Consider the following 25,890-nt stretch of genomic DNA (forward strand, 5'->3'; position numbering starts at 1 on the left):
CGACTGGAATGGACGCCCATATCCTCGAACTCGACGGCGTGGTCGGCGGCTATGGCGCCATGACCATCCTGAACGGCACGACCTTCAAGGTCCGGCGCGCCGCCATCACCACGGTGATCGGCCCCAATGGCGCGGGAAAGTCGACCGTCTTCAAGGCGATCTTCGGCCTGCTCAAGGTCCGCGAGGGCCATATCCGGCTGGACGGCACCGAGATCACCCACTGGAACCAGCGCAAGCTCCTGGAGGCCGGCATCTGTTATGTGCCGCAGGGGCGCAACATCTTTCCCGAGCTCTCCGTGCGCCATAATATCGAGCTCGGCGCTGTCGCCGCGGGCTCGCACATCACGGATATGCCTAAGCGGCTCGAGGCCGCGCTCGATCGCTTTCCGGCGCTGCGCCGCAAGGCCGACCAGCAGGCATCCACCCTCTCGGGCGGCGAGCAGAAACAGCTCGAGATCGTGCGCGGATTGCTGCTCGACCCCAAGCTCGTGCTGATCGACGAGCCCTCGATCGGGCTTTCGCCGATGATGGTGCAGGAGACCTTCGGCATCCTGCAGGATCTTCGCACCCGCGGCGTCACCATCCTGATGGTCGAGCAGAACGCGCGCTCGGCGCTGGAGATCTCCGATGAAGGGCTTGTGCTTGAACTCGGCCAGACCAGGATGCAGGGACCAGCTGCCGACATCCTCGCCGACCCACGCGTCGGCCAACTCTTCCTCGGTGGCGCCATGACGGAGGCCGCATGAGCAAACGTCTCCAGATCGCGCTCGTCGGCGCCGGCCTGATCGGCCGCGCGCATCTTCTGCGCATTGAGGCCTCGCCGGATTGCGCGCTGGCCGCCATCTGCGACCCGACCGAGGCGGCGAAGGCGATCGCAGCCGAGCGCAGCGTGCGCTGGTTCCCCTCGCAGCGCGAGATGCTGGCTGCGATGAAGCCGGACGGCGCCATCATCGCGACGCCCAATGCGCTGCATGTCCCGGGCGCGATCGATTGTCTCGAGGCCGGCGTGCCGGTGCTGGTCGAGAAGCCGCTGGCCGAGAGCGTCGCTGCGGCGCAAAAGCTCGTCGATGCCCAGGCGCGCTCGGGCGTCGCCGTGCTTGCCGGCCATCACCGCCGCCACAATCCGATCGTCAAGGCGGCACGCAGGATCGTCGGCGAGGGCGGCATCGGCCGGCTGGTCGCGGTCAATGCACTGTTCCTAATCAAGAAGCCGGACGACTATTTCGACGTCGCCTGGCGGCGCGAGCCGGGCGGCGGGCCGGTGCTGATCAATCTGATCCACGATATCGACAATCTCCGCTTCATCTGCGGCGAGATCGACAGCGTGCAGGCCATCACCTCCAACGCGACACGCGGCTTTGCCGTCGAGGACACCGCCGCCCTGATCTTCCGCTTCAGCAACGGCGCGCTCGGGACGGCCACCGTCTCGGACGTGACGCCCTCGCCCTGGAGCTGGGAGCTCAGCTCCGGCGAAAACAAGGCCTACCCGCAACGCGAAGGCCATTGCTACCTGATCGCCGGTAGCGAAGGCTCACTGGCTTTGCCAAAACTCGATTTCTGGCACTATCAGGACAAGGCCGGCTGGTGGGAGCCGCTCCAGCATGAGAGCCGCGGCGTCGAGCCGATCGAGCCCCTGGCCGAGCAGCTCAGGCATTTCTGCGCCGTCATCCGCGGCAGCGAAGAGCCACTGACCGGCGCAGCCGATGCGGCCCGCACGCTGGCCGTCGTCGAGGCCGTCGCGGAAGCCGCCCGGACCGGCGCGACCGTCACGCCCGCTCCGCTCAGGGTCCCGTCCGGGACAGGTGCAGCATGAACCCGACCTCGATCGCCACCGTCTCCCTCAGCGGCGATCTTGCCGAGAAGCTGCAAGCCATCGCGGCGGCCGGTTTCGACGCGGTCGAGGTCTTCGAAAACGACTTCCTGACCTTCGACGGCAGCCCGCGCGATGTCGGCCGGATGATTGCCGGTCTCGGCCTGGGCATCGCCGCCTTCCAGCCCTTCCGCGACTTCGAGGGTATGCCGGAGCCGCAGCGCGCCCGGGCCTTCGCTCGGGCCGAGCGCAAGTTTGCGATCATGAACGAGCTCGGCGCCGAGCTGATGCTGATCTGCTCCAATGTCTCGCCGCAGGCGGAGGGCGGCGTCGACCGCGCGGCAGCCGATCTGCGCGAGCTCGGCGCCCTGGCTGAGAAGCATGGTGTCAAGGTCGGGTTCGAGGCGCTGGCCTGGGGCCGGCATGTCAACGACTACCGCGACGCCTGGGAGATCGTGCGCCGGGCCGACCATCCGCGCATCGGCCTGATCCTCGACTCGTTCCACACCCTTGCGCGGCGCTCGCCCCTGGGGCCGATCACCACGATTCCCGGCGACCGGATCTTCCTCGTCCAGCTCGCCGATGCGCCTGCGCTCGACATGGATGTGCTGAGCTGGAGCCGGCATTTCCGCTGCTTCCCCGGACAGGGCGACCTGCCGGTGGCGGATTTCGTCAGGGCCGTCGAGGCCACGGGCTATTCCGGCCCGCTCTCGCTCGAGGTCTTCAACGACCAGTTTCGCGCCGGCTCGGCCCGGCGGCTTGCAAGCGACGGCGTGCGCTCGCTGATCCAGTTGGCCGACCAGGTCACGCCGGAGCTGCCCCCGCGCGCGCCGTGCCTTGCCGTCGAGTTCATCGAGTTCGCGCTGGACGAGGAGACCGCCCATAGCCTGGCGGAACTCTTCGCCGCGCTCGGCTTCCGGCAGACCGGGCACCATGTCAGCAAGGCGGTCACGCGCTGGAGCCAGGGCGGCATCAATCTCGTGCTCAACACCGAGAAGGACGGCTTTGCCCAGTCGCATGCGATCATGCACGGGCCCGGCGTCTGTGCGATCGGCCTGCGGGTGGCGGATGTGGCGCAGGCCATGGCGCGGGCGAAGCAGCTCAGGATCGCAGCCTTCGAGCAGCCGGTCGCACCGGGCGAGATGCATATCCCGGCGATCCGCGGGGTCGGCGGCGCGCTGATCTACTTCACCGAGCCGAAGGGCGAGCTCGGCCATGTATGGGAGAAGGAGTTCATCGCGGCCACTGACGCGTCAGCACCTTCCCCCGCCCTGCTGGATAGCGTCGACCATATCTCGCAGTCGATGGACTACGAGGAGATGCTGTCCTGGCTGCTGTTCTATACCTCGCTCTTCGCACTGGAGCGCATCCAGCAGACCGACGTCGCCGACCCCGCCGGATTGGTCGCGAGCCGGCCCATCATCAGCGACGACGGTGCGGTCCGCTTCGTACTCAACGGTTCGCAGGCGACACGGACGCTCTCCTCACGCTTCGTCTCCGAGCATTTCGGCTCCGGCGTGCAACATATCGCCTTCAGCGCACCCGACATCTTTGCCGCCGTCACGGCGATGCGCGCTGCAGGGCTGTCCTTCCTCGACATCCCCGCGAACTATTACGACGACCTGGAGGCCCGGCACGGGCTGGAGCCCGACGTCATCGACCGGCTGCGCGAGCACCACATCCTCTACGACCGCGACGGTGAGGCCGAGTTCCTGCAAGTCTACAGTCATGTCTTCGCCCAGCGTTTCTTCTTCGAGATCGTCGAGCGCCGCGGCGGCTATGCCGGTTTCGGAGCGGTCAATGCGCCGATGCGCCTTGCCGCCCAGGCCCGCGAGGCACGCCCGGTGACGGTGCCCCGCCCCCTGCGGGACTGAAAGGCTTGGCCACAAGGGAAGGCCGGAGCCTGCGCGAAGGCCGAAGCATTCGTGCAGACCCCGGCCCCGGTGAGGCGCCGCAGAGGGGAGGAGCACCGCAGCGCAGCTCACTCACCCACACAGCATGTCCATAGGTGCGGCGAAATAACGGTAGCCATCGCCTGCTTGGCAAGATTACCGAAACCTGGCCAGCCAAAGTGGTGAGACAGATCGCCGAGCGCAGGTCTCTGGCCTTGGAGCGCCGCGGACGCTACCACCATACGCGATCATTCACGGGCGAAAGGGAGAGATGAAGCCGCGATGGATCTGCGCCAGCTCCGCTATTTCACGGCGATCGCCGAACAGGGCTCGTTCTCGAAGGCTGCGACCAAGCTGCGCGTCGCCCAGCCGGCACTCAGCCAGCATCTGCGCCATATGGAGGATGAACTCGGCGTGCCGCTCCTGCATCGCGGCACCCGCGGCGTCATCCCGACCGAAGCAGGCGAGCGCCTGCTCGCGCGGGCTCGCTCGATCCTCGCCGAATTCGCCGAGCTGCGCGACTCCGTGCGCGGCGTATCGGCCTCGCCCGGCGGCGAGGTCCGCATCGGCCTGCCAGGCACCGTCAGCGAACAGTTCAGCGTGCCGCTGATCGAGGCGGCGCGGGACCGCTACCCCGCGGTGCGCATCCGCATCGCCGAGGCGATGAGCGGCTTCGTGCTCGACTGGCTGCGCCGCGGCGAGGTCGACCTCGCGGTGATTTACTCGACCTCCGACCCCAATGGCCTCGGCATCCACCATGTCCTGACCGAGGAGCTCTGCCTGTTCGGAGCGCCTTCGCTGAATGCTGTCGCGGCACCGGCCGGCGGCACCGTCAGCCTGACCGAGGCGGCCGGGCTCGATCTCATTCTGCCCGGCCAGGGCCACGGGCTGCGCGACCAGATCGACGAAGCCGCGCTTGGCGTCCACACCGTGATCAACCCGGCGATCGAGATCGAATCCTACTCGCAGATCAAGCGGCTGGCAGAGCGCGGGCTGGGCTACGGCATCCTGCCCCGCATGGCCGTCAGCGCGCAGGCCAGGGCCGGCATCTTCCAGACCTGGCGGATCGACGGGCCGTCGCTGCACCGAAAAGTCTATCTCGCCTACTCGACCGAGCGCCCGATGCCGGCCGCGGCGCGCGCCATCGGCCAACTTTCCTGGGAGATCCTGCGCGGGCTGGTGGCCGACCAAATCTGGACGGCGACGCTGGGGGAGGACGGTGATCGCCCGGCCTTATACGGCTGATCGCGATTTCCTCTTTGACAGGGGTCGCATCGCGCCCGACCTTCACACCGGCCATAGAACTCAGCCTGCCCGAGGAAACGCCCGTGAAGATCCGCGCCGCCGTCCTGAATGCCAGCCCCGTCGCCGCGCCCTATGCGCGCTCAAGGCCGCTTGCGCTCGAGGAGATCGAGCTTGCGCCGCCCGGCCCGGGCGAGGTTCTGGTCCGCGTGCGGGCCGCCGGGCTCTGCCATTCCGACCTCTCGGTGATCGACGGCAACCGGCCCCGCCCGGTGCCGATGGTGCTCGGCCATGAGGCGGCCGGCGAGGTCGTCGAGCCCGGCCCCGGCGTGCAGGACCTGAAGGCGGGCGACCGCGTCATCATGGTCTTCGTCCCCTCCTGCGGCCACTGTGCGCCCTGCAGCGAGGGTCGCCCTGCCCTGTGCGAACCCGGCAATGCGGCCAATGGCGCAGGCGAGCTGCTGGGCGGCGGGCGCCGGCTCTCGGCCAATGGCCGGGCGGTGAACCATCATGTCGGCGTCTCCGCCTTTGCCGAGCATGCGGTGATCTCGCGCTACTCGCTGGTGAAGATCGAGGCCGATATCCCGCACGAGATCGCGGCGCTGTTCGGCTGCGCGGTGCTGACCGGGGTCGGCGCCGCCGTGAACACCGCAAAGGTCCGCGCCGGCGAGACCGTCGCCGTCGTTGGCCTTGGCGGCGTCGGGCTGAGCGCGCTGCTGGGCGCAGTCGCCTGCGGCGCCTCCCGCGTGATCGCGGTCGATCTCTCCGAGGACAAGCTCCGGATCGCCCGCGATCTTGGCGCGACCGATACGTTCAATGCCGGCGATCCCGGCGTCGTCGAGGCGATCCGCGCGGCGACCAAAGGCGGCGTCGACCACGGGCTGGAGATGGCCGGCTCCGTCAAGGCACTCGAGCTTGCCTATCAGATCACCCGTCGCGGCGGCACGACGACCACGGCTGGCCTCGCCAACCCGGCCCACACGCTCGCGCTCGCTCCGGTCAAGCTGGTCGGCGAGGAGCGGACCCTCAAGGGGTCCTATGTCGGGAGCTGCATTCCCGGCCGCGACATCCCGCGCTTCATCGACCTCTACCTGCGTGGCAAGCTGCCGGTCGACAAGTTGCTGACCAGCACGAGCAGTCTCGACGAGATCAATGAGGGTTTTGACGCGCTGGCCGAGGGCCGCACGATCCGCCATGTGATCCTGATGTAGGCATCCGCCTCGACGATCATGCCATGGGAGCGGCCGGCGCGCGCCGCGCCAGCGCGGCCGCAAGCGTGGCCGCGAGCATCAGGGCAGCAGCCGCCCCTGCCAGCGCCGCGAACCCGGCATGATCGTAGAGCGGCCCGAACGCGGCCGTGCCGGCGAAAAGTGAGAGATAGGTCACGCCGCTGTTGAGGCCCATGATCGCTCCCCGCCGGGTCGGATCGAGCGAGCCGAGCCTCACGATCAGCGCGTTCAGCGCAGCGTGATTGGCCAGCCCCCAGGCGAAGGCGATCCCGAACAGGCCGTAGCGCGTGCTGGATGCCGCCACCATCGCAAGGTAGATGGCGGCGACCGTCAGAAAGAGCCCCGGCAGCAGCCGACCAGCACCGAAACGGTCGATCAGCCGGTTCAGAAACGCCGCCGCGCCGAAGCCAAGGCCATAGCTGAGCGCCAGCAGGCCATTGGCACCGAGCGGAAGGACGAGGCGCCGGCGCAGGTGATCGCCGATATAGGCATAGACGCCGTAGAACGAGATCATGAAGGCGGCGCAAGCCACGAGCAGTGGTGCAATGCCCGGCACCTGCAGCGCCGACAGGGGCGACTGCGTCGCGGCCGAGCGCCGCGGGGTGAGCGCCATCGGCCCGGCCGCCGCGCTGAAGGACAGAAGCGTCGCGACCAGGACGACCGCATAGACCACGCGCCAGCCCGCTGCATCGGCGAGGACGGCGGAGAGCGACACGCCTGCCACCATGCTCAAGGTCCAGCCGAAGAGGACGACGCCGAGCGTATCGCTCTCCCGGCCAGGCGGTGCCGCGACCGCAGCCAGCGTATAGATCGAAGGCAAGGCGAGCCCCGCGGCGATCCCGGCGACGAATTGCGCGCCGACGAAGATGGCGAGCCCCGGCGCGGCAGCGCAGCCGGCGAGCGCACATGCAAAGAGCAGCAATGCGCCCCGCAAGGTCCGGCCGGCTCCAAACCGGTCGATCGCGCCGGCGAGGAACAGGGCGCTCGCGGCGGTGCCTATTCCGAACACGGCCGAGGCCGACATCACGGCCGGGACCGACACCATGAAGCTCTCCGCGACACGCGGCGCGATCGGCCCCAGCGCCAGAGAGTTCGCGCCGATGATGCCGATGCACAGGCACAACGCGTAAGCCGCGAGCGGAATGCGTGCAGCATGATCGGCCGTGGCCAGATTCATTTGATCAAGGTTCGACATTTCTTCAGAATGACCGAATGGAATTCGGCTTCAACCCACGAGGGACGAATGAACGAAAAAACAGACATCATTCGGCGTGGCAGGGCAGACGGGCGCGATCTCGATGCCATGGACCGAAAGCTGTTAGGCATTCTCGTCGAGGACGCGACCACGAGTTACGCGGAACTGGGCGAGCGCGTCGGCCTTTCGCCCCCAGCGGCACATGAGCGGGTGAAGCGGCTGCGCCGCTCCGGTGCGATCCGGCGGGTCGCGGCGCTGATCGATCCGGAAGCCACGGGCAAGACGCTTCTCGCCTTCGTCCATGTCGACACGACCGGCTGGGGCAAGACCACAGCGCTCATGGCGATCGAGACCCATCCGGAAGTGGAGGAGATCCACTCTGTCGCGGGCGATACCTGCATGCTGTTGAAGGTACGAACCGAGAGCACGCATGCGCTGGAAGGCCTGCTCGCCCGGCTCTACGACACGCCAGGCGTGAAGGCGACGCGCAGCTATGTCGTGCTCTCGACCTATCTGGAACGCCCGGTCCAGCCGGGCGTCACCCGGGAGTGGCCGTCCCGCGTCAAGCACGTCTGAGAGGTGATGCCTGCAAACAGGCGCGAGCGGCCCCCTCTCCCCTTGCGGGAGAGGGTTGGGGTGAGGGGTCGCGCGACGTTGGAAGGTTTCAGGCTTGCGAGGCGATAACCGGCAAGGGCGGCGCGACCCCTCATCCGGCCCTTCGGGCCACCTTTTCCCGCAAGGGGAGAAGGTAGGGTGCGATTCCCCTCCCTATAGCTAGCGGAGAGGGTTTTCGGCGAGGCTCCGGCGCTCCACCGTGAAAGAGTCAGCCGTGCTTGTGGACGATCGTCTTGGTCACCGCGAACTCTTCCAGCGCCATGAAGCCCTTCTCGCGGCCATGGCCGCTCTTGCCGGTACCGCCGAAAGGCAGCTCGATGCCGCCGCCGGCGCCATAGCCATTGATGAAGACCTGTCCGGCCCGGACGCTCTTCGCCACGCGCTGCTGGCGACCGCCATTGCCGGTCCAGATACCGGCCACGAGCCCATAGGCCGTGGCATTGGCAAGCCGGATGGCGTCGCTCTCGTCCTCGAACGGGAATGCCGAGAGCACCGGCCCAAAAACCTCCTCCTGCTCCAGGCGATTGCCCCGCGGCACCGGGCCGAACAGGGTCGGCGTGACGTAGAAGCCGCCATTCGGCACGCCCTGCGCGATCTGCCCCTCGGCGAGAACCGGAATGCCCTGCTCGCGGGCCTGGTCGATGAAGCTCTGCACCCGGCCCTGCTGCCTGGCGTTGATCACCGGCCCGCAATCGAGATCCATCTCCGGCGTGCCGGCCCGCAGCGTGGAGAACTGCCTGGCTACGGCGCCGACGAACGCGTCATAGACGTTCTTCTGGACCAGCACGCGGCTGCCGGCGGAGCAGGTCTGCCCGGTGTTCTGCACGATGGCCTTGCAGACGATCGGGACCGCCGCGTCGAAATCGGCATCGTCGAAGACGATCTGCGGGGATTTGCCGCCGAGTTCCAGCGTGCAGCCGATCAGGTTCTCGGCGCAGGCCTTCTGCACCATCTTGCCGACCTCGGGCGAGCCGGTGAAGGACATGAAGCCGATGCCGGGATGGGCCGAGAGTGCGGCGCCCGCCTCATGGCCGCGCCCGGTGACGATATTGATCGCGCCGTCGGGGAAGCCGACCTCGGAGGCGAGAACGGCCAGTCTGAGCGCCGTCTGGCAGGCCTCCTCGGCGGGCTTGAGCACCACCGCATTGCCCATGGCCAGAGACGCCGTCAGCGAGCGACCGAACATCTGCGCCGGGTAGTTCCAGGGCAGGATATGGCCGGTGACGCCATGGGGCTCATGCACGACGCTGACGCTGTAGCCGTTCATGAAGGGGATGACATGGCCATGCACCTTGTCCGCCGCGCCGCCATAGAATTCAAAATAGCGGGCCGTCGCCTCGATATCGGCCCTGGCCTGCGCCATCGGCTTGCCGGTGTCCTGCGCCTCGATCCTGGCCAGCTCGTCGAAATGGTCCTGCACCTTGATCGCGAGCTTCGCAATCAGCCGGCCCCGTTCGGCCGCCGTCAGCTTGCCCCAGGCGCCCTCATAGGCGGCTTGCGCAGCCTTTACCGCATCGTCGATATCCTCGGCCGTGCCGCAGGCGATGCGGGTGAATTCCTCGCCGGTCGCGGGCGCGAGCACCGCCATGGTTTCGCCTGTCCGGCCGGCGACGTGGCGGCCATTGATGAAATGCTGAGTCATAGAATGTCCTTCCGAAGTCAGTGCAGGCCTGCAGCTTCCAGCGAACTCGCCGCCAGGCCGCCGGTCGTCCCGATCACCTCGCCGCACTCGATCGCATATCTGCGCTCGGCGACCAATTCATCCTCATCATGGCGCGTCTCCATCATTGCGCTGGCGGCGGCGTGTCTCCCTGGAGCCGAAAGCGGCGCTTAGGCGAAAGAGGCCGACAAGAAGAATAAAGCGATGAAGGCCATAGCGATTTTCGGTGGTCCGCCCGGCGGACGCGCTCGGTTCGCCGCGCTATGGATGCCATCGCAAAACTCTATTTGACTTGCGTGGCTCGAAGGGTCCGTTTCGCCGGCAGGACAAGACCAACTGGCTGGACATGATGACGAATGCTCTCGAAGGAATCCTGGTCGTGGCGCTGGAACAGGCCGTCGCCGTGCCTGTGGCGACCTGCCGGCTGGCCGATGCGGGGGCGCGCGTCATCAAGCTCGAACGGGCCGAGGGCGACTTCTCGCGCGGCTATGACGACTACGCCAATGGCCTGTCCTCCTATTTCGTCTGGATCAACCGCGGCAAGGAATCCTGCCGCGTCGACCTGAAGCAGCCCGACGACCTCGCCATGGTCGAGGCGATGCTCGCCAAGGCCGATGTCTTCATCCAGAATCTCGCTCCCGGCGCGACCGGCCGCCTCGGCATCGGCAGCGCCGAGCTGCGCAAGCGCCATCCGCGCCTGATCACCTGCGATGTCTCGGGCTATGCGCCGGGCACGCCGCATTTCACGCGCAAGGCCTATGACCTGCTGATCCAGGCGGAGGCCGGCTTGTCCTCGATCACCGGCAACGAAAGCTCCGGGCCGACGCGGATCGGCGTCTCCATCGCCGATATCGCCACCGGGAATGCCGCCTATGCCGCGATTCTCGAGGCCCTGCTCCGGCGTGCCCGCACCGGCGAAGGCTCGCAGATTGCGCTCTCGCTGTTCGACACCATCGCCGACCTGATGAACGTCCCCTATCTGACCCGGCGCTATGGCGGGATCGAGCCGCCGCGCCTCGGCCTCGCCCATCCCTCGATCGCGCCGTATGGCGTCTTCGAGCTCGCCGATGGCAACGTGCTTCTGGCGGTGCAGAGCGAGCGCGAATGGCAGGTCCTGGCGCGCGAGGTGCTTCAGGACGAGGCCCTCGCCAACGACCCGCGCTTCGCCAGCAATGTGCTGCGCGTCCGGGAGCGGGCCGCGCTCGATGCCGCGATCCAGGCGATTCTGATCGCAAGGCCTTTTGCGGCCGTCACCCCCGCGCTCGATCAGGCCGCGATCGCCTATGGCACGGTCTCGAGCGTCGGCGACCTGATCACCCACCCGGCCGCGACGACGCTGACGGTCGAGACGCCGGCGGGTCCGATCGAGGTCCTGGCCCCTCCCGCCATCGTTGACGGAAAGCGCTCGCAGATGCGGCGCGTACCCGAACTTGGCGAGCATGAAGCCGCGCTGCGGGCCGAATTCGCCGTGACAGCCGCCGCCCGTTCCACCTGAGACAAGCAGCCATGCAAGACCTCGATCACGCCGAGATCCGCGACGCCGTCGCAAAACTCTGTGCCGGCTTTCCCGGCGAATACTGGCGCAAGCTCGACCGCGAGATGGCCTATCCCGCCGCCTTCGTCATCGCGCTGACCGAAAGCGGCTTCCTCTCGGCCCTGATCCCGGAGGAGTATGGCGGGGCCGGCCTGCCGCTCTCGGCCGCCACCGTGATCCTGGAGGAGATCCAGCGGCAGGGCTGCAATGGCGGGGCTTGTCACGCCCAGATGTACATCATGGGCACGCTGCTCCGGCATGGTTCGGCCGAGCAGAAGCGCAGCTACCTCCCCAGGATCGCGTCCGGCGCCTTGCGATTGCAGGCTTTCGGCGTCACCGAGCCGACGAGCGGCACCGACACCACCTCGCTACGCACCTTCGCCCGGCGTGAGGGCGACCATTATGTCGTCAACGGGCAGAAGATCTGGACGAGCCGCGCCGCGCAGTCCGACCTGATGCTGCTTCTGGCCCGCACGACGCCACGCGAGCAGGTCGCCAAGCGCACCGAGGGGCTCTCGGTCTTCATCCTCGACATGCGCGAAGCGCTGAAGGCCGGCCTCACCATCGCGCCGATCCGCACGATGATGAACCATGCCACGACCGAGGTGTTTTTCGACAATGTCCGCGTGCCTGCCGAGAACCTGATCGGTGAGGAGGGCAAGGGCTTTCGCTACATCCTGTCCGGCATGAATGCCGAGCGCATCCTGATCGCGGCCGAATGCGTCGGCGACGCGAAATGGTTCATCGAGAAAGCCTCGAACTATGCCCGGGAACGGCAGGTCTTCGGCCGCCCGATCGGCCAGAACCAGGGGGTCCAGTTCCCGATCGCGAAGGCCTACGCCAATATGCGCGCCGCCGAGCTGATGGTGCGCGAGGCGGTGCGGCTCTACGAGCAGGGCAAGGATTGCGGGGCCGAAGCCAATATGGCGAAGATGCTGGCGGCCGACGCCTCGTTCGAGGCGGCCAATGCCTGCGTGCAGACGCATGGCGGCTTCGGCTTTGCCGAGGAATACGACATCGAGCGCAAGTTCCGCGAGACACGGCTCTACCAGGTTGCGCCGATCTCGACGAACCTGATCCTGTCCTATCTCGCCGAACATGTGTTGGGCATGCCGAGGTCCTACTGAGATGAGCATCGATCTTGACGCCCTCAAGCGCTGGACCGGCAGGACCGAGGAGGCCTCCGACCTCGTCACACCGCGTCTGGTGCGGAGCTTCGAGGCGACCTTCGCGCCGCACCTGGCGCCCTATGCCGAGGGTGAGGCGCCGCTTGCCCTGCACTGGTGCCTGGCCCCGCCAATCGCCCCGATGGGAGCGATCGGCACTGACGGCCATGCCGCCAAGGGCGAATTCCTGCCGCCCGTGCCGCTACCGCGCCGGATGTGGGCTGGCGGAACGATCGAAACCCTTGCGCCGCTGCGCACGGGCGACGACGTCACGCGCCGCTCGGTGATCGGCGACATCTCCAACAAGCAGGGTCGAACGGGACCGCTCTGCTTCGTCGCCGTCGACCACGAACTCGTTACGCCGCGCGGTGTCGCGCTTCGCGAGCGCCACAACATCGTCTACCGCGAGGCCGCAAAGCCTGGCGCACCGGCCTCCCCCACGCCGGCGCCAGAGCAGCCACGGCCCGCCGATCTGGTCTGGCAGGTCGCGAGTTCACCCGTCTTCCTGTTCCGCTACTCCGCCATCACCTTCAACAGTCATCGCATCCATTACGACTATCCTTATGTGACGGGTGAGGAAGGCTATGACGGCCTCGTCGTACACGGGCCGATCCAGGCGACGCTGCTGCTCAACATCATCGCGACGCTGTCGGGCGGCGAACCGATCAGGCTGGATTACCGCGGTGTCGCGCCACTGATCGCAGGCGACGACTTCCTGGTGAAGGCCAAGCGCCTGCCCGACGGCGGCATCGCGGCGTGGACCGAAGGGTCCGATGGCCGGGTACGCATGGAAGGCGTCAGCCGCGTTGCGTAGTGGTCAGGCCGGTGGAATGAAGGGCTGCGCGATCGCCTGAAAGACCGGCAGGGCTTCCAGGCGCGCGGCCTCCCTGGCAAGCGTCGGATAGTCACCGGGCGAGGCGATCCCGGGATGGGCCTCCATCAGGAAGCGCCAGGCCACCGCGAGGGCGATATCGGCATGGCCGATGCGTCCGGCTGGACCGTCGCCCTGCTGGCTGCGCTCTGTCTCCAGGACGGACAGCGTCGCGAGAATCTGGGCGCGGCAGCGCTCGGCCCAGACCTGCGACACCTCCCGATGCAGCTTCAACTCGTAGAACAGGCTGACGGCCTTCTCGGCGAAGCCCATCGCCAGCCCGGCCGTGCGCACCGCCCAGTGTCGGGCCGGCTCCGTGACCGGGAACAATCGGCGTTCGGCGGCGACGCGGCCGTCGAGATAGTCGAGGATGCCGTGGCTTTCGACCAGCACGAGGCCGTCATCCAGCACGAGCGTCGGTACGCGCGTCAGGGGGTTGTAGGGCCGGATCTTCTCGGCGTCGCCGAAGACCGACCATGGCCGATGCTCGAAGGGCAGTTCGTACAGCTTCAAGGCGATGCCGACGCGCCGCACGAAGGGGGAATCATACTGGCCGATCAGGATCATGCGGGGCGCCTCCTGTCGAAGCCTGCCATCGGCCGACGCGTCCAGGCAAGCAAGGCGGGGAAGCCGCAGGCAGCCCGCATCTTTGGCGCGCCATGCGCCCGGCGCGATGCCAGACCAAGCGGCGTTTGAACGAAATCATTCAAACGCAGGAAACGTGGTCGTCTCTAATAGTTTAGAGCATGAACTACGCGAAAAACCGTTGCCCCTTTTTCGCGGCATGCTCTAGCCTCCGGACATTCAGAACAGATATCCAGAGGCTGGGTCCGATGTTACGCGCAACCGAATTCAGCCGCCGTGAAACCTTGAAGGCCGGAGCAGCCATGGCCGCCGCAGCGACGCTGCCTTCCGGCCTCGCCGCGCAGAGCCCCGTGAAGCTCAAGCTGCGTGTGCTGGAGACCACCGATCTCCATGTCAATGTCGTGCCCTACGACTATTTTCGTGACGCCGCCGACGACACGGTCGGTCTCGCCAAGACGGCGAGCCTGATCAAGCTGGCGCAGGCGGAAGCCAGGAACAGCATCCTGTTCGACAATGGCGACTTCCTGCAGGGCTCTTCGCTTGGGGACTTCATCGCCTACAAGAAGGGGCTGAAGCCCGGCGAGACGCACCCGATGCTCGCTGCCATGAACGCCCTGCCCTATGCCTGCGGTACGCTCGGCAATCACGAGTTCAATTACGGCCTCCCGTTCCTCGAGAACGGCCTCGCCAAAGCGGAATTCCCGCTGGTCTGCGCCAATGTCACGCGCCCCGAAGGCACACCGCTGATCGACCCCTGGATCATGCTCGACCAGAGCTTCGAGGACGAGGCCGGCCAGAAGCAGTTGCTCAAGATCGGCGTGATCGGCTTCGTGCCGCCGCAGATCATGCAATGGGACAAGGGCAATCTCGACGGTAAGCTGGTGGCGACGGACATCGTCGATGCCGCCCGCAAGCACCTGCCCGACCTGCTCAGGGCCGGTCCCGACCTGGTCGTCGCGCTCTGTCATTCCGGCATCGCCGGTGGCGTTCGCAAGGGCATGGAGGAGAATGCGGCGCTGCATCTCGCCAGGCTCGACGGCATCGACGTGATCCTGACCGGTCACCAGCATCTGGTTTTCCCGGGCGGCAAGGCCTTTGACGGCATCGAAGGCGTCGACAACAAGCTGGGCTCGCTGCATGGCAAGCCGGCCTGCCAGCCCGGCTTCTGGGGTTCGCATCTGGGGCTGATCGATCTCGAACTGGAAAAGCGCGACGGGCGCTGGAAGGTTGCCGGCTTCAAGGTCGAGCCCCGCCCGATCTTCGAGCGCACGCCGGACCGCAAGATCGTATCGAAGGCCGCCACCGAACAATCGGTGCTCACAACCGTGAAGGCCGATCACGAGGCGACGCTGATCTATATGCGCGAGCCGGTCGGCTCCACCGCGAGCCCGATCAACAGCTATTTCGCGCTGGTTGCCGACGATCCCTCGGTCCAGATCGTGGCCGAGGCACAGACGGCCTATGTGCAAGGCCTGATGGCGCAGACGCAGTGGAAGGGGCTGCCCGTGCTCTCTGCGGCCGCGCCCTTCAAGTCCGGCGGGCGCGCGGGGCCGAGTTTCTACACCGATATCCCGGCCGGCCCGATCGCGATCAAGAACGTCGCCGATATCTACCTGTACCCGAACTCGGTGCAGGTGGTGAAGGTCACCGGCGCCGAGGTCCGCGAATGGCTGGAGCGCTCAGCCGGCATTTTCAACCGCATTGACCCGGCTAAGACCGAAGAGCAGCCACTGATCGACCCGGGCTTCCCCCCCTTCAATTTCGATGTGATCGACGGCGTGACCTACCGGATCGATGTGACTCAAGCCTCGCGCTATGACGGCAATGGCGCGCTTGTCGCGCGCGACGCTCGCCGCATCGTCGACCTCGCCTATGCCGGTAAGCCGATCGACGACCAGGCCGAGTTCATCATCGCGACCAATAATTACCGTGCCTCGGGCGGCGGGAACTTTCCCGGCACCAGGACAACCGTGGTGCTGGAGGCGCCCGATCTCAACCGCGACGTGATCGTACGCTACATCATCGAAAAGAAGACGATCGAACCCAAGGCCGATGGTAACTGGTCGCTGGTAGCACTTCCGGCCGGCGTGAACGTCACCTTCCTGACTTCGCCAGCCGCGGCAGGAAAATTGCCAGCTGATTTTAAGGCGCAACCGGCCGGCGATGGTGGTGAAGGATTCGTGAAGTACCGTCTTCTGTAAGACAACCTTACGACATCACGCACAGCAAACAATCATTAATACAGAGATAGAACCACCGATAAATTACCTTACCTTGCCAAACCTCAGCTTAGATGAATTCTAATGACGATTATCTTCGTTGACAGCGATATTTTAAAGCAAATACGTATTCGCACGATATCAACTGTCGCGCCCATAGATTTCAACCCAGAGACACGCCATGGCTTTCTCCTTCCGACATCTGGCGTCCGCCCTGATGCTGGGCATCCTCTCGTCCGGGGTTTCGAGCTTTGCGCTCGCCCAGGCGGCGCCGGCACCCAGCCCCGAGGGAATCGTCGTCTACAACGCCCAGCATGAGAGCCTGACGCGCGCCTGGTCGGACGCCTTCACCAAGGAAACCGGGATCAAGGTGACGCTCCGCAAGGGCAGCGATACCGAGCTCGGCAACCAGATCGTCCAGGAAGGCGCGGCCTCCCCGGCCGATGTCTTCATCACCGAGAACTCGCCCGCGATGGTGCTGGTCGACAATGCCGGCCTGTTTGCCCCTCTCTCGCCCGCCACGCTGGACCTCGTCCCCGACGCGCTGCGGCCGGCAAACGGAAAATGGCTCGGCGTTGCCGCCCGCTCGACCGTCTTCGCCTATGACAAGACGAAGCTGAGCGAGGACAAGCTGCCGAAATCGATCATGGACCTGGCCTCCCCGGCCTGGAAGGATCGCTGGGCTGCCTCGCCGTCCGGCGCCGATTTCCAGGCGATCGTGGGCGCCATGCTCGTCCTCAAGGGCGAAGCGGAGACCGCGACCTGGCTCAAGGCGATGAAGGCAGGCTCCAAGCCCTATCGCGGCAACAGCGTCGCGATGAAGGCCGTGAATACGGGCGAAGTCGAAGGCGCCGTGATCTACCACTATTACTTCTTCGGCGATCAGGCGAAGACCGCCGAGAACAGCGGCAATGTCGCGCTGCACTATTTCCGGCAGCAGGATCCGGGCGCCTTCGTCAGCGTCTCCGGAGCCGGCGTGCTGGCGTCCAGCAAGCACAAGCCGGAGGCCGAGGCTTTCGTGAAATGGGTCGCCGGCAAGGGAGGCCAGGACATCCTGAGGACCGGGGATTCCTTCGAATACGCCGTCGCCAAGGGCGCGGAATCCAACCCCAAGCTCGTGCCGCTGGCGCAGCTCGACGCCCCGAAGGTCGAACCCTCCAAGCTTGACAGCAAGGCGGTCACCGAGCTGATGACCAAGGCCGGGCTGCTCTGACAGCCCCTCTGCCGGGCAGTGAGCCAGCCTCGCTGCCCGTGCCAGTCGAGAATTCCATGAGCACGGTATTCCAGCCCGCTGTCAGCACATCGCTGCGGAGACACCCCGCGCTGCGGCCGCTGCACGGCCGGCTGCACGAGGTGGTGACGGCGGCTGCTGCGCTCGTCGCCCTGTTCTGCCTGGCACCGCTCGCGTTCCTGATCGCGATCACCATCCAGACCGGTGCGGACACGGTCGTCGCGCTGGTTTTTCGCGCGCGGGTCGGCGAACTCCTGTTGAACACGCTGCTGCTTGAGCTCTCGGTCGTCCCGGCAGCAGTTGCGCTCGGTATCCTTCTCGCCTGGCTCACCGAGAGGACGACGATCCCCGGGGCACGCGCCTGGTCATGGCTCGCGGTTGCGCCCCTGGCGGTGCCGGCCTTCGTCCAGGGCTATGCCTGGGCGAGCTTTGCCCCGCATCTTCATGGCCTGCCCGGAGCGACCCTGATCTCCGTCCTGGCCTATACGCCCTTCATCTATCTGCCCGTGATCGCGCAATTGCGCCGGCTCGACCCGGCGCTGGAAGAGATTGCGACCTCGCTCGGACGCTCGCCCCGCCAGGTCTTCACCCAGGTCGTGCTGCCGCAGCTGCACCTCCCGGTTTCCGGCGGAGCACTCCTGATCGGCCTGCATCTTCTGGCCGAGTACGGACTGTTCGCGATGATCCGCTTCGACACCTTCGCGACCGCCATCATCGACCAGTTCCAGTCGAGCTATAACGGCCCGGCGGCCAATATGCTGGCCGGCGTTCTGGTGCTGTGCTGTCTCGGCCTGCTGGTGCTCGACCGTGCCTTCCGCGGCCGCGAGCGTCAGGCCCGCGTCGGCAGCGGGGCGCCACGGGCCGCTACCCGGCTCAAGACCGGCCGGATCTGGACCGTGCCGTGCCTGGGCCTGCTTCTCACTTACGCACTGCTCTCACTCGGCGTCCCCAGCCTGACGCTCGGACGCTGGCTCGTTCTCGGCGGGGTGGAGGCCTGGCGGATTTCCGATCTCGCCGCCGCCTTTGGCACGACCGTCTTCTATGCCGCGGCCGGCGCCGCCCTCACCAGTGCTGCCGCCATCCCGATCGCCTGGCTCTGCGTGCGACGACCGGGGCTCTGGCAACGCCGGCTCGAAGCCTGCCATGTCTATGTCGGCTCGCTGCCGGGCATCGTGGTTGCGCTCGCGCTGGTCACGATCACCGTCCGCGTCGCGCTGCCGCTCTATCAGAGCTGGTTCATGCTGCTCGTCGCCTATGCGCTGATCTTCCTGCCACGCGCACTCATCGGCCTGCGCGGCAGTCTCGCGCAGGTGCCGGTCGAGCTCGAATGGGCGGCTTCGGCTCTCGGGCGGCCGCCCTTGCTGGCGGTGCTGCAGGTCACGCTGCGCCTGGCGGCGCCGGGGCTTGCCGCGGCGATGGCGCTCGTCGGACTTGGCATCACCACCGAGCTGACCGCCACGCTCCTGCTCTCGCCCAATGGCACGCGGACGCTGGCGACGGAGTTCTGGTCGCTGACCGGCGAGATCGACTATGTCGCGGCGACGCCCTATGCGGTCCTGATGATCATCCTGTCCATCCCGATGGCCGTGATGCTGCATCGGCAGTCGCGAAAGGCGAACGGCCTGTGAGCGTCCTGACCGTTTCCGGCCTGAGCAAGCAGTACGGCGCGACGCTTGCCCTCGACGACATCAGCTTCTCGGTCGCGCCCGGCATACGGGCCGCGATCGTCGGCCCCTCGGGATCGGGCAAGACGACCCTGCTGCGCATCATCGCGGGCTTCGAGACCGCTGCCGCGGGCACCGTGACCATCGGCAACGAGATCATCGTCGATGGTGGCCTGGGCGTCCCCGCGCATCTGCGCGGGATCGGCGTCGTGACGCAGGATGGCTCCCTGTTTCCGCATCTCAGCATCGCCGAGAATATCGGCTTCGGGCTAACGCGGAACCAGACCGACCGGGATGCCCGGATCGCAGAGCTGATGGACATTGTCGAACTGCCGCGCAGCATGGCCGACAGACGCCCTCACCAGCTGTCCGGCGGACAGCAGCAGCGCGTCGCGCTCGCCCGCGCGCTCGCCCGGCGGCCGCGGCTGATGCTTCTGGACGAGCCCTTTTCCGCCCTCGATACCGGCCTGCGCGAGACCATGCGCCGCAAGGTGGCCGACGTGCTGCGGGAGTTCGCGGTGACCGCGATCCTCGTCACGCATGACCAGGGCGAAGCGCTCGGCTTCGCCGACCAGCTCGTCGTGCTGAAGGAGGGCCGGCTGGTCCAGGCGGGGCCGCCGCGGCTGCTCTATCTGCAACCGCGCAATCCCGTGATCGCGCGTTTCCTCGGCGACGCGATCCTGCTGCAGGCAGAATTGGCCGATGGAGCGGCGCGCTGCGCGCTCGGGCAGATCGCGGTCGCCGACCGAACCCGCCGCGGCCCGGCGACGATCCTGCTGCGGCCCGAACAGCTGCGCCTGCGGCCATCGGGCGGCCCGGAGCTCGCTGGCGGCACCGGGGGGCGGATCGTCGAAGTCGAGTTCGGCGGCGCCAGCAGCCTCGTCACGATCGCGCTCGATGCGGACGCAGACACCCTGCTGCAGTTGCGCTCATCCGATCTGTCGCCGCCGGAACCGGGAACGCATGTGGCGATCGAAGTCTCCGGTGCGGCCTACCCGTTCGACGGCGCGGTCGCCCTGGAGCCTGCCGGCAAGGCGAAGCGTTAGCCGCCGGCTTCCTCGGGCGGCTCCGGGCGCTCTCAGCCCTCGACCAGCCGTCGCGCGATCACCTGCGCCTGAATCTCCGCGGCGCCCTCAAAGATGTTCAGGATGCGGGCGTCGCAGAGGACGCGGCTGATCGGGTATTCCAGGGCAAAACCATTGCCACCATGGATCTGTAGCGCGTTATCGGCTGCGGCCCAGGCGACACGGGCGCCGAGCAGCTTGGCCATGCCGGCCTCGAGATCGCAGCGGCGCTCGGCATCCTTCTCGCGGGCGGCGAAATAGGTGAGCTGGCGGGCGATCAGGATTTCTGCCGCCATCATCGCGAGCTTGTCGGCGACGCGCGGGAAGGCGATCAGCGGCTTGCCGAACTGGATGCGCTCCTGCGCATAGCGCAGCCCCAGATCGAAAGCCGATTGCGCCACGCCGATGGCGCGCGCCGCCGTCTGGATGCGGGCCGCCTCGAAGGTCTGCATGAGCTGCTTGAAGCCCTGGCCTTCGACGCCACCGAGCAGGTTCCCGGCCTTGACCTCGAAACCGTCGAAGGCGAGTTCGTATTCCTTCATCCCGCGATAGCCGAGCACCTCGATCTCACCGCCGGTCAGGCCGGCAACCGGGAACGGGTCTTCGTCCGTGCCGCGCGGCTTTTCGGCAATCAGCATGGAGAGGCCGCGATAACCCGGTGCGTCCGGGTCGGTGCGGACAAGCAGCGTCATGATATCGGCGCGAACGGGATGGGTGATCCAGGTCTTGTTGCCATGGACCTTGAAAACATCGCCGTCCCTGACCGCCTTGGTGCGCAGTGAAGCGAGATCCGAGCCGGTATTGGGCTCGGTGAAGACGGCCGTCGGCAAGGTCTCGCCCGCGGCGATCTTCGGCAGCCAATGCGCCTTCTGCTCCGGCGTGCCGCCGCAGAGGATGAGCTCGGCCGCGATTTCGGAGCGGGTGCCGAGCGAGCCGACGCCGATATAGCCGCGCGAAAGCTCCTCGGAGACAACGCACATCGAGACCTTGCTGAGGCCCATGCCGCCGAATTCCTCGGGGATGGTCAGGCCGAAAACGCCGAGCTCGGCCATTTTCTCGACGACCGGCATCGGGATGTAATGGTTCTCCAGATGCCATTCATGCGCATGCGGCGTCACCTCCGCCTCGCAGAAGCGGCGCATCTCGGAGCGGATCGCTTCGAGCGTCTCGTCGAGGCCGGGATCGCCGACGCTGGCCAGCCCCTGCGACTGGCTGAACAGGGCAACGAGGCGGGCACGGTTTTCCGGCGTATTGCCCTGCGCGATCAGGGTTTCGGCCGCTTCGCCGCGGGCTGCGGCAATCGCCTTCTGGCCAAGGCCGAGCGCCGGGAGCCGGACGATCTCGCCCTGGCTCATCGGGATGCCGCCAAAGATCTGGGCTGCATATTCACCGGCGCCGACGCGCAGCGCGCAATCCTCGGTGGCGCCGTAGCGGTCCTCGACCTGCAGGCGCTCGCCATAGGCCTTCATCTCGCGCAGCGCCATGACATAGGTCGCGAGCCAGGACAGGCCATGCGCCGCGTGCTGCTCGGCCTCGAGCCTCGAAGACGAGATCTTGCCGTCGACCAGGACCTTCTGGCGTACCGCAGCGACCGCCTGGTCCAGCAGCGTCTCGAAACCCGGCAGTGCGGCACCGATCAGGTCGACGGCGGAGCCAGGGGCTTCGGAGTTGCGGGCGACGTTGGCGCTCATGATCTCTCTCCCTTTGTTGCGACGCAGCATAGGAGAGAATCTGGCGAATCCGAAATCCACCTTTCGGCTGGGGGCCAGACTATTTTCGACTGGCCAGCACGACGCCAAGCACAGCAACCGCCATGCCGACGAGCTGGAGCGGGGTCAGCGTCTCGCCGAAGAGCAGCCAGGCCTCGACGGCCACGGCCGGCGGCACGAGATAGAGGAAGGTCGCGGTGCGCGAGACTTCGCCACGCCGGATCAGCCAGAGATAGAGCCCGATTCCGCCCAGCGAAAGCGCCAGGACCGACCAGGCCAGCACCAGGGCCATGGTCAGGTTCCACTCGATCCGCATCGGTTCGAGCGCATAGGCGACGGGCAGCGTGACGAGGAAGGCGGCGGTGTATTGCCAGGCGGTCACAGTCCGCAGATCGCCGGTGACGATGCGCTTCTTCTGATAGAAGGAGCCGAAGGTCACGGCGAACATCGCGACGATATTGACGCCGACCGGCAGCAGGATGCCGGCGAGCGCCTGTGGATCGACGCCGACCAGCTTCGGCTCGAGCACCAGGGCAATGCCGAGGAAACCGCAGAGGATCCCGGCCCAGCGCACAGGCGAAATGCGTTCGCCGACCAGAAGCGGGGAAAACAGCGCGGTCAGCACGGGCTGAAGGCCGGCAATCAGGCCGGAAACTCCGGCCGGCAGGCCATGGCGCACCGCCCACCAGACGCCGCCGAGATAGACGGCATGCAGCAGGATACCGGTGACGACGCAGTCGATGATCGCGCGACGGCCCTTCGGCCAGGGTGCGCCGACGGCGAGCGCCAGGCCGATGAGCAGCAGGCCGGCACAGGCATAGCGCACGGCCAGGAAGGTCAGCGGGTCGGCATAGCGCGCGGAATAGCCGGCAACGATCCAGCCGCTCGACCAGAGCAGCGTGAAGACGAGCGGGATGATGCGGAGGAACAGGGGCGATTCGAGCATGGGCACCGGCTTTCGCTGATCGTTCTGATAAGCTCGGCGCAAGCGCTTGTCGCCGTCCGACGACGCCGGGATGGCATGTCCGGGCGAGGGAACGAATGCATCATCTCGGGCCAACGAGGTGACGGCGAGGCGGGTTGAGGCCACAATCACCGCCCGCTCGCCCGAGTCTCCGCATGTCGCTGCTATCCGTCCCCGCCCTCGCCTTCGAGCGCTTCGTCGCCCATGATTCCTGGGCGATCGCCAGCCATATCGCGCTCTCCGTGCTGATGTCGCTCTTCCCCTTCCTGATCCTGGTGACGGCACTCGGCGGCGTCTTCGGCACGCAGAATGCGGCCGACGAGGCAACCGCGCTGCTGCTCGAGGCCTGGCCCAAGGAGATCGCCATCCCGATCGCACTCGAGGTGCGCTCGGTGCTGACGGCGGTGCGCAGCGATGCACTCACCTTCGGCGCTTTGCTGGCCCTGTATTTCTCGTCGTCCGGCGTCGAGGCGCTGCGCATCGGCCTCAACCGGGCCTATGAGGCCTATGAATGGCGGGCCTGGTGGCACACCCGGCTGGAATCGATCCTCTACGTGGTCGGCGGCGCCATGTTCATGCTCTCCTTCGCCTTTCTCGTGGTGCTCGGGCCGCTGGTGCTGCGCTGGCTGATCGGCTTCGCGCCCTGGCTGGCGCCGCTCTCCATCCTGCTCAGCTTCCTGCGCGTCGCCGGCGCGACCATGCTGATCGTGCTGGCGCTGATCGTCGCGCATAGCACGCTGCCGGCCCGCGCCCCACATATCCGGACGCTCTGGCCCGGCATCCTCGTCACCCTCGCCTTCTGGCTCGTCGGCGGCCTCGGCTTCGGCTGGTATCTCGACGGCTTTGCCGGCGCCTATGTCACGACCTATGCCGGCCTTGCGACGGCGATGATCGCGCTCGTCTTCCTGTACTGGCTCGCCGCGATCTTCCTCTATGGCGCGGAGCTGAATGCCGCCTTCGCGATCGCGAGGGCGCCAAGGGCCGACCCCGGTGAGGCGATCGCCGGGCTATAGGGCGCTCTCCTGCGTTGACGAAGAGTGACGCGGCTGCTTTCTGTCCGCCTATGATCGAGACGCCACGCCTGCTCCTGCGCCCTCATGCGCTGGAGGATTTCGAACCCTGGTACGCGATGTTCTCGGACCGGGACCTGTTCCGGTTCATTGCCGTGCCGCAATTATCACGGGAGGACGGCTGGAACAGGCTGCTGCGCTATGCCGGCCACTGGTCGCTGCTCGGCTACGGCATGTTCGCCGTCTTCGACAAGGCAAGCGGCGAATTGGTCGGCGATGTCGGCCTCGCCGATTTCCACCGCGGCCTGGGCGAGCGTTTCGACGGCTTCCCGGAAGCCTCCTGGATCATGGCACGCTCGACGCATGGACGGGGCCTGGCGGCGGAGGCGGTCGCAGCGAGCCATGAATGGCTTGCCCGCGCGCACGCCCCTGCCCGCACCGTCTGCATCATCAACCCCGACAATGCCGCCTCGCTGCGTCTGGCGGAGAAGTTCGGCTACCGACCCTTTGGAAGCTCCACCTACAAGGGCGGCCCCTACACCATGCTGGAGCGACTGGCGTCGTGAAAGGCGATCATCTGCGCCCATGCTGATCGAAGCCTGCACGCATGAGATGCTGGACGACTGGATAAGGCTGCGCCTGGCGCTGTGGCCGGATTCAACCGCACAGGAGCATCGCGACGAGGCTTTGAGCATTCTCGTAAGCCCCAGCGATACCGCGTTCTTCGCGCGGGACGGTTCTGGCGCAGCGATCGGCCTCGCCGAGGCGGCGCTCCGGCACGACTACGTCAATGGCTGCGAGACCTCGCCCGTCGGCTTCCTCGAAGGCATCTATGTCGCGCCCGAATGGCGGCTTCACGGCGTTGCCCGGGCGCTGTGTGCGGCTGTCGAGACCTGGGCAAAGCGCCATGGCTGCCTCGAACTCGCCTCCGACACCGATCTGTCCAATGCCGTCTCGCAGCAGGCCCATGAGGCGCTCGGCTTCGAGGAAACCGAGCGCGTGGTGTTTTACCGCAAGCCGCTAGACGTCGGCTGAGAGCCTGCCCGGCCTTTGCTACCGTGGGCGACCATCCAGGCGCCGCACCGCCACCATCACTTGCCGAGCAACGACATCGCCCTGGTGATGTCGTTCTTCTCCAGCCGGCAGGCCACGCAATAGGCGGGGTTGAAGATGTTGGCGACGTCGTAGCGCACCAGCTGGCCGAGCAGGTGGCTCGCCTCGGTGGCGTCGACACCGAGGTCGTCGACGATCCAGCGGAGCATCTCGGTCGTGGCGAACTGCAGCGGCTGGTCGAGCGGGCGGCCGCTGGCCAGGGTCATGATCTCGGTCGCGGTCTCGCAGCGCGGCCAGCGGCCCGGAGCATTCTTGCGCAGATGCAGGGTGAACTCGATCTCGAAGCTGGTCTCGATGCCGGTGCCGACGATCTCGCCATCGCCCTGGCAGGCATGCCCGTCGCCCAGGAAGAACAACCCGCCGGCCTCGGAAACGGGAAAGGCGATGCTCGCACCGGGGCCGAAGCGGCGGTAATCCATGTTGCCGCCATAGGACCCGCTCGTCGCAGTCGAGATCGCCTGGCCGCCGGCCGGAGCCACGCCGAAGCAGCCGATCATCGGTGACAGCGGAAAGCTCCAGCCCGAGATGCGCTCCGAACCACCAATCAGCTTGACCGTGCCCTTTTCGGCGTCGATCGCCCATTCGAAGCGCTCGCTCTTCGGCAGATCAGCCACGGTGCGCGGATCGACCACCTGCTGCGAAAGGGGTGAATAGGTCCAGCCGGTCTTGCGGTTCGGGGTCATCCTGTCGATCGTCACGACCAACGCATCGCCCGGCTCTGCTCCGGTAACGGCGAATGGGCCGGTCATCGGGTTGCCTCGCGGGGCCCGCTGGGTGCCCTCATGGTCGATGCCGGCGGCATCGAGCGTCGTCGCCACGATCGTGTCGCCGCTGGCGACCGTGAGAACCGGGGGCAGCGTGGCCATGACATTGGAATAGGAATTCGGGACGAAACGATGAAGCGCCATGAATCTCACCTGCCAGTCTTGCGGGCGCTTCAGGGAGCAAGGATCAGCCCTCGCGAAGCGTCCGGCCCGAATCCGTTGCGGACCGAGCCTTGCCTCACCGTAATCGAAACATTTGTTGGCGCGCTAGCCGGCCCCGGACATGCGCGTGACGCATCCGACCTGGACGGGGCGCTTCCCCCGATCAGGCTGGTGTGGCGGTCCTGACGGAG

Annotated in this window: 23 protein-coding genes; 16 read left to right on the forward strand and 7 right to left on the reverse strand. The window is 66.8% G+C overall.

Features of this window, described 5'->3' with window-relative positions; all coding sequences use genetic code 11:
- Window positions 1-8 precede the first annotated feature (8 nt).
- The 5 genes from BIWAKO_RS01570 (at window position 9) to BIWAKO_RS01590 (ending at window position 6,155) form a co-directional block, all read left to right on the forward strand.
- Window positions 9-746 carry an ABC transporter ATP-binding protein gene (locus BIWAKO_RS01570; protein ID WP_069877046.1) on the forward strand — a complete coding sequence of 246 codons (738 nt, stop codon included), beginning with the start codon at window positions 9-11 and terminating at the stop codon, window positions 744-746.
- On the forward strand, window positions 743-1,813 hold the full coding sequence (locus BIWAKO_RS01575; protein WP_069877047.1) for a Gfo/Idh/MocA family protein: 1,071 nt from the start codon (window positions 743-745) through the stop codon (window positions 1,811-1,813). The genes BIWAKO_RS01570 and BIWAKO_RS01575 overlap by 4 nt, the downstream gene beginning before the upstream one ends.
- Window positions 1,810-3,684: a bifunctional sugar phosphate isomerase/epimerase/4-hydroxyphenylpyruvate dioxygenase family protein gene (locus BIWAKO_RS01580; protein ID WP_069877048.1), complete on the forward strand. Its 1,875-nt coding sequence runs from the start codon at window positions 1,810-1,812 to the stop codon at window positions 3,682-3,684. The genes BIWAKO_RS01575 and BIWAKO_RS01580 overlap by 4 nt, the downstream gene beginning before the upstream one ends.
- Window positions 3,685-3,984: 300 nt before the next feature.
- Entirely contained in the window at window positions 3,985-4,947 is a 963-nt protein-coding gene (locus BIWAKO_RS01585) for a LysR family transcriptional regulator (protein ID WP_069877049.1), read from the forward strand.
- Window positions 4,948-5,030: 83 nt separating this feature from the next.
- Entirely contained in the window at window positions 5,031-6,155 is a 1,125-nt protein-coding gene (locus tag BIWAKO_RS01590) for a zinc-dependent alcohol dehydrogenase family protein (protein ID WP_069882075.1), read from the forward strand.
- Between the two features lie 16 nt (window positions 6,156-6,171).
- Here the strand turns inward: BIWAKO_RS01590 and BIWAKO_RS01595 are convergent, their stop codons facing one another.
- Window positions 6,172-7,368: an MFS transporter gene (locus BIWAKO_RS01595; RefSeq protein ID WP_069877050.1), complete on the reverse strand. Its 1,197-nt coding sequence runs from the start codon at window positions 7,366-7,368 to the stop codon at window positions 6,172-6,174.
- A 48-nt stretch (window positions 7,369-7,416) separates the two neighbouring features.
- Between BIWAKO_RS01595 and BIWAKO_RS01600 the strand changes: the two genes are divergently transcribed.
- Window positions 7,417-7,944, forward strand: a complete 528-nt coding sequence (locus BIWAKO_RS01600) for an Lrp/AsnC family transcriptional regulator (protein WP_069877051.1) — start codon at window positions 7,417-7,419, stop codon at window positions 7,942-7,944.
- 247 nt (window positions 7,945-8,191) lie between these two features.
- Here the strand turns inward: BIWAKO_RS01600 and BIWAKO_RS01605 are convergent, their stop codons facing one another.
- Both BIWAKO_RS01605 and BIWAKO_RS37075 read right to left on the reverse strand, forming a co-directional pair.
- Complete coding sequence (locus BIWAKO_RS01605; RefSeq protein WP_069877052.1) at window positions 8,192-9,625, reverse strand: aldehyde dehydrogenase family protein; 1,434 nt, start codon at window positions 9,623-9,625, stop codon at window positions 8,192-8,194.
- Window positions 9,626-9,642: 17 nt separating this feature from the next.
- Window positions 9,643-9,768 (reverse strand): hypothetical protein, encoded by a 126-nt coding sequence (locus BIWAKO_RS37075; RefSeq protein ID WP_274533573.1) that lies wholly within the window; start codon window positions 9,766-9,768, stop codon window positions 9,643-9,645.
- A gap of 167 nt (window positions 9,769-9,935) precedes the next feature.
- Between BIWAKO_RS37075 and BIWAKO_RS01610 the strand changes: the two genes are divergently transcribed.
- Genes BIWAKO_RS01610 through BIWAKO_RS01620 form a run of 3 tightly spaced genes read left to right on the forward strand, consistent with a single transcriptional unit; the run spans window position 9,936 to window position 13,157 of the window.
- Window positions 9,936-11,138, forward strand: a complete 1,203-nt coding sequence (locus BIWAKO_RS01610; protein ID WP_371331724.1) for a CaiB/BaiF CoA transferase family protein — start codon at window positions 9,936-9,938, stop codon at window positions 11,136-11,138.
- Window positions 11,139-11,149: 11 nt separating this feature from the next.
- Window positions 11,150-12,304: an acyl-CoA dehydrogenase family protein gene (locus tag BIWAKO_RS01615; protein WP_069877053.1), complete on the forward strand. Its 1,155-nt coding sequence runs from the start codon at window positions 11,150-11,152 to the stop codon at window positions 12,302-12,304.
- Window position 12,305: 1 nt separating this feature from the next.
- Entirely contained in the window at window positions 12,306-13,157 is an 852-nt protein-coding gene (locus tag BIWAKO_RS01620; protein WP_069877054.1) for an HTD2 family dehydratase, read from the forward strand.
- A gap of 3 nt (window positions 13,158-13,160) precedes the next feature.
- Here the strand turns inward: BIWAKO_RS01620 and BIWAKO_RS01625 are convergent, their stop codons facing one another.
- Window positions 13,161-13,781, reverse strand: coding sequence for a glutathione S-transferase family protein (locus BIWAKO_RS01625; protein WP_069877055.1), 621 nt, complete (start codon window positions 13,779-13,781; stop codon window positions 13,161-13,163).
- A 266-nt stretch (window positions 13,782-14,047) separates the two neighbouring features.
- Here BIWAKO_RS01625 and BIWAKO_RS01630 point away from each other — a divergent pair, with 266 nt between their 5' ends.
- The 4 genes from BIWAKO_RS01630 (at window position 14,048) to BIWAKO_RS01645 (ending at window position 19,959) form a co-directional block, all read left to right on the forward strand.
- The gene (locus tag BIWAKO_RS01630) at window positions 14,048-16,000 is read left to right on the forward strand and encodes a bifunctional 2',3'-cyclic-nucleotide 2'-phosphodiesterase/3'-nucleotidase (RefSeq protein ID WP_069877056.1); all 1,953 of its coding nucleotides are present in this window, start codon (window positions 14,048-14,050) and stop codon (window positions 15,998-16,000) included.
- A gap of 235 nt (window positions 16,001-16,235) precedes the next feature.
- Window positions 16,236-17,231 carry an iron ABC transporter substrate-binding protein gene (locus tag BIWAKO_RS01635; protein WP_141740315.1) on the forward strand — a complete coding sequence of 332 codons (996 nt, stop codon included), beginning with the start codon at window positions 16,236-16,238 and terminating at the stop codon, window positions 17,229-17,231.
- A 56-nt stretch (window positions 17,232-17,287) separates the two neighbouring features.
- Window positions 17,288-18,877 carry an ABC transporter permease gene (locus BIWAKO_RS01640; RefSeq protein WP_069877058.1) on the forward strand — a complete coding sequence of 530 codons (1,590 nt, stop codon included), beginning with the start codon at window positions 17,288-17,290 and terminating at the stop codon, window positions 18,875-18,877.
- A complete protein-coding gene (locus BIWAKO_RS01645; protein WP_069877059.1) occupies window positions 18,874-19,959 on the forward strand; it encodes an ABC transporter ATP-binding protein in 1,086 nt (361 codons plus the stop codon). Before BIWAKO_RS01640 ends, BIWAKO_RS01645 begins: the two co-directional genes overlap by 4 nt.
- A 32-nt stretch (window positions 19,960-19,991) precedes the next feature.
- Here the strand turns inward: BIWAKO_RS01645 and BIWAKO_RS01650 are convergent, their stop codons facing one another.
- Together BIWAKO_RS01650 and BIWAKO_RS01655 are read right to left on the reverse strand one after the other, a co-directional pair.
- Entirely contained in the window at window positions 19,992-21,668 is a 1,677-nt protein-coding gene (locus BIWAKO_RS01650; protein WP_069882077.1) for an acyl-CoA dehydrogenase family protein, read from the reverse strand.
- A gap of 79 nt (window positions 21,669-21,747) precedes the next feature.
- The gene (locus BIWAKO_RS01655) at window positions 21,748-22,632 is read right to left on the reverse strand and encodes a DMT family transporter (RefSeq protein WP_069882078.1); all 885 of its coding nucleotides are present in this window, start codon (window positions 22,630-22,632) and stop codon (window positions 21,748-21,750) included.
- 173 nt (window positions 22,633-22,805) lie between these two features.
- Here BIWAKO_RS01655 and BIWAKO_RS01660 point away from each other — a divergent pair, with 173 nt between their 5' ends.
- Genes BIWAKO_RS01660 through aac(6') form a run of 3 tightly spaced genes read left to right on the forward strand, consistent with a single transcriptional unit; the run spans window position 22,806 to window position 24,695 of the window.
- Window positions 22,806-23,663, forward strand: a complete 858-nt coding sequence (locus BIWAKO_RS01660) for a YihY/virulence factor BrkB family protein (RefSeq protein WP_069877060.1) — start codon at window positions 22,806-22,808, stop codon at window positions 23,661-23,663.
- 50 nt (window positions 23,664-23,713) lie between these two features.
- A complete protein-coding gene (locus BIWAKO_RS01665; protein WP_069877061.1) occupies window positions 23,714-24,226 on the forward strand; it encodes a GNAT family N-acetyltransferase in 513 nt (170 codons plus the stop codon).
- A gap of 22 nt (window positions 24,227-24,248) precedes the next feature.
- Entirely contained in the window at window positions 24,249-24,695 is a 447-nt protein-coding gene (gene aac(6'), locus BIWAKO_RS01670; RefSeq protein ID WP_141740317.1) for an aminoglycoside 6'-N-acetyltransferase, read from the forward strand.
- A 56-nt stretch (window positions 24,696-24,751) separates the two neighbouring features.
- On the opposite strand, the gene BIWAKO_RS01675 is transcribed toward aac(6'), so the two are convergent.
- The gene (locus tag BIWAKO_RS01675; protein ID WP_069877063.1) at window positions 24,752-25,681 is read right to left on the reverse strand and encodes an acetamidase/formamidase family protein; all 930 of its coding nucleotides are present in this window, start codon (window positions 25,679-25,681) and stop codon (window positions 24,752-24,754) included.
- Window positions 25,682-25,890 lie beyond the last annotated feature (209 nt).

The organism is Bosea sp. BIWAKO-01 (genome assembly GCF_001748145.1).
Classification (GTDB): domain Bacteria; phylum Pseudomonadota; class Alphaproteobacteria; order Rhizobiales; family Beijerinckiaceae; genus Allobosea.